This is a genomic window from Streptomyces sp. MS191, assembly GCF_008042125.1.
Classification (GTDB): Bacteria; Actinomycetota; Actinomycetes; order Streptomycetales; family Streptomycetaceae; genus Streptomyces.
Window position 1 is genome coordinate 1 of the sequence record NZ_RDBI01000219.1, and the last position, 3190, is coordinate 3190.

Below are 3190 nucleotides of genomic sequence, written 5' to 3' on the forward strand. Positions count from 1 at the left end.
CCGTGGTCGACCCGACCGGCGCGGGGCTGGCGGACCTGCGGGCCCGGCCGCGTCGCCTCACCTCGCTGCACTCCACCGACGACCGGCTCGACCAGGCCCGGCTGATCCTGCGCGCGGTCAAGTTCGCGGTGCGCTGGGCCGGTACCACCGGCTGTGAGCTCGGCGCGACGGCGGCCCGCCTCGCGCACGTGCCCACGACGGCGTGGGGGAGGGGCGGTGGCCCCGGCGCCGGGCGGCAACCCAGGTCGGACGATCGCCCGCGCGTCCACGGCGCGCGGCTCCCACCACCCTCGGGCAAGTAGAGCAACGTAACAGAAATGCACATGATCCGWCCGGAGTTCGCGGATGCCGCCCAGGCGTATGGGGCGTCGTGCTATCACGCGGATCGGGTGGGTCTCCGGGGGCGGGTGCGGTGGGGTTTCCTGGGACGGCTGCGAGCGAGGCGGGCGACGGCTCGTGCGCCGCCCGCGCACGCGCGCGGGCCCGCACGACGCGCGTGCGGGCCCGGCGGGCACGAAGAGCCGTGCCGTCAGCTCCAGTCGGCGTGGGCTTCCGAGGCCGCGCCGGTGCTGAGGGAGAAGGCGCCGGAACCGTCCGCGCGGACCACCCAGACCCAGGGACTCGCGTACGGGCCCCGGACGAAGGACACCCAGCTGCCGTCCGGGGACCAGGACGGGTCCATCTCGTGCGCGGGGGTCGCCATCAGGGCACGGTCGTCCGTCCCGTCGGTGCCGACGAGGCGGATGTCGCCCTGGGTGCCCTGGCCGTACTTCCCCGCCGTGTACGCGAAGGTGCGGCCGTCCGGCGACCACACCGGGTCGAACGCCGCGTGCGGCAGCCGCGTCAGCTGCCGCGGGGCGCCGCCCGGCTTCGCCGGGTCCACGACGTGGATCTGCCAGCCGCTGTCGCCCGCCTGCATGCAGACGGCGATCTGCTTGCCGTCGGGGGACCACGCGGGGTCTTCGACCTTGCCGCCGCCCGTGGTGAGCTGCTGCGCCGCGCCGTCCGCGACGTTCACCACGAACAGCTGCTGGACGCCGTCCTTCACACGGAGCACGGCCAGGCGCTTCCCGTCCGGGGACCAGGAGGCCCGGCCCCCGGCGATGGGCGCGATCCGCCGGGCGTTCGAACCGTCGGCGTCCGCGCGCCACACGGACGCGCCGTCGGCGTCGACCCGGGTGTACGCGAACGACCGGCGGTCCGGGGACCACTGGGGGAGCATGACGCACGGCTCCCCGGTGATCAGCCGCACCGGCTTGGGGGTGCCCCGGTCGCGGCGGGAGATCGATCCGTGGCAGGTCTGCGGCCAGCCCGGGGCGGTGTCCTCGCGGATCAGCACCGAGTCGGCGGGGAACGGGGCGGGACCGGTGGCCGTCGGGGTGCTCGGGGTGCCGCCCTTGCCGTCCGACGCTCCCGACCACGACTGCCACACCAGCAGGCCGACGGTGGACAGCGCGACCAGTGCGGCGGCGGCGACCAGTGCGGGCGTCCGGCGGCGCCGTGCGGGCGGGGCGGCGACCGTGCCGGGCGATCCGGGCTCTCCCGGTCCCGCCGGGGTGTCGGGCGGCCCGAAGACGCCGGGCGTCCCGGGGACGGCGCCCGGCCACCCGGTGCCCGGGGCGGTGACGGTCGGCGACGCGTGCCGGCCGGCCTCCTCCGCGGGTCCGGCCGAGGCCGACGCCGGGGAGGACGCGGCGGCCGGGGTGCCCGCATCCGGGCCGGATCCGGTGGCTCCCGCGGGGGTCCGGGCGTCCGGCGCGGACGCCGGGTCCACGGACCCGGTCCGGGGATCCACCCGGGGGGCCGTGCTCCGGGGATCGAGGGTGCGCGGATCCGCCGTCCCGGCGGTCTCCGGAGCGTCGGCGGCGGTGGCTCCCGGCGCGGTGGCGCCGTGCGGCGGTACCGCGGGGGCCGTCGCACCGGAGGGGTTCGCGGTCGGCGCCCCGGGTCCGGCGGCCTTCGCGTCCGTGCTCGGGTCCGGCCCGGGCCCCGGCGTCCGCCCGGACCCCGGTGCCGCGGCCGGCCCGGGTCCGGTCGCGGGCGGCCGGCCCGGGTCCTGCCGGGGCAGCAGGACCGTGGCGGCGTCGGGGAGCCACCCGCCGCCGGCCGGGTGGCGGACCGTCAGCCGGCGCAGGAAGTCGCCGGGCGCGGGCCGGTCCGCCGGGTCCTTGGACAGGCATTCGGCGACCAGCGCGCGCAGCTCGTCCGGGACCGCGGTCAGGTCCGGCTCCTCGTGCACGATCTTGTAGTGGCGGGCCATCGACGGGCCGTCGCCGAAGGGAGAGCCGCCCGCCGCCTGGGCGAGGACCACGCCGAGGGCGAAGACGTCCACCGCGGGGGTGACCGTGCCGCTGATCAGCTGCTCGGGCGCGAGGAAGCCGGGGGTGCCCACCTGGAAGCCGGTCTGCGTCAGCACCGTCCCGTCCAGCGCGCGGGCGATACCGAAGTCGATCACCCGCGGCCCGTCCTCCGCGACGATGATGTTCGCCGGCTTGAGGTCCCGGTGGACCACCCCGGCCCGGTGGATCGAGTCCAGCGCCTCCGCCAGCCCGGCGGCCAGCACCGTGAGCGTGTCGGCCGGCAGGGCACCGACCCGGTCGAGGACCGCGGCCAGGGTCGGCCCCGGCACGAACGCCGTCACCAGCCAGGCCGGATCCCCCTCGGGGTCCGCGTCGACGACCGGGGCGGTGTGGAAGCCGCTCACCCGCTGCGCCGCGGCCACCTCGTCGGCGAACCGGCGCCGGAATCCCGGTTCGGTGCTCAGCTCGGGGCGCACGACCTTGACGGCCACCGCGCGGCCGGAGGGGGAGCGGCCGAGATAGACCACTCCCATGCCGCCCTGGCCCAGCCGGTGTGTGAGCTGGTAGCGGCCGTCGCCGACCGAGGCAGGATCGCCAGGCACCAGCGGTTTCATGAGTGTGCACCCCCCGTTCCGCACCGTGAGCGGGTGCTGGCATGTCCTTACCTGGCACGGCGCCGGACAGTCAAGCCGCGCCCGCGTGCCGGGCGAATCGGGACGACGTGCCGCGCACCGGGCGGGACGGTTCGGACCATTACGGACAGTCACGGCGCCGTCGCCCCGACGCCGACGCGAACGCGAATTCGGACACGAAACTCTCGTGGCGCTCAGAGCCGTTGTCGTAGGCCATCGAGCACTGCCTCCAGCAAGGAACGGTCGGTTGGATTGGCG

The 3190-nt window shown here is 76.8% G+C and carries 2 protein-coding genes; one reads left to right on the top strand and one right to left on the bottom strand.

All coding sequences use genetic code 11. The annotated features are described in order from the left end of the window. Window positions 1-302, top strand: a 302-nt coding sequence (locus tag EAO71_RS38135; RefSeq protein WP_187282987.1) for a hypothetical protein, incomplete at its 5' end; no start/stop codon positions are given. 227 nt (window positions 303-529) lie between these two features. On the opposite strand, the gene EAO71_RS36705 is transcribed toward EAO71_RS38135, so the two are convergent. Next, window positions 530-2902 carry a protein kinase domain-containing protein gene (locus tag EAO71_RS36705; RefSeq protein WP_187282988.1) on the bottom strand — a complete coding sequence of 791 codons (2373 nt, stop codon included), beginning with the start codon at window positions 2900-2902 and terminating at the stop codon, window positions 530-532. Window positions 2903-3190: the final 288 nt, after the last annotated feature.